General features: G+C 47.7%; 1 rRNA gene. It reads left to right on the top strand.

The window, feature by feature from the left end:
• Positions 1 to 516 (top strand): 23S ribosomal RNA (locus BJK46_RS12045); the annotation flags it as partial.

Raw genomic sequence — 516 nt, 5'->3', positions numbered from 1 at the left:
GCGTTGAAAAGTGAGCGGATGAACTGAGGGTAGCGGAGAAATTCCAATCGAACTTGGAGATAGCTGGTTCTCTCCGAAATAGCTTTAGGGCTAGCCTCAAGTGATGATTATTGGAGGTAGAGCACTGTTTGGACGAGGGGCCCCTCTCGGGTTACCGAATTCAGACAAACTCCGAATGCCAAATAATTTAACTTGGGAGTCAGAATGTGGGTGATAAGGTCCATATTCGAAAGGGAAACAGCCCAGACCACCAGCTAAGGTCCCAAAATATATGTTAAGTGGAAAAGGATGTGGCGTTGCCCAGACAACTAGGATGTTGGCTTAGAAGCAGCCATCATTTAAAGAGTGCGTAATAGCTCACTAGTCGAGTGACACTGCGCCGAAAATGTACCGGGGCTAAACATATTACCGAAGCTGTGGATTGTCCATTGGACAATGGTAGGAGAGCGTTCTAAGGGCGTTGAAGCATGATCGCAAGGACATGTGGAGCGCTTAGAAGTGAGAATGCCGGTGTGA

Source organism: Staphylococcus pseudintermedius, from assembly GCF_001792775.2.
Classification (GTDB): domain Bacteria; phylum Bacillota; class Bacilli; order Staphylococcales; family Staphylococcaceae; genus Staphylococcus; species Staphylococcus pseudintermedius.
Note: the sequence above shows the minus strand (reverse complement) of the source record. Positions and strands in the feature narration are given on the sequence as shown.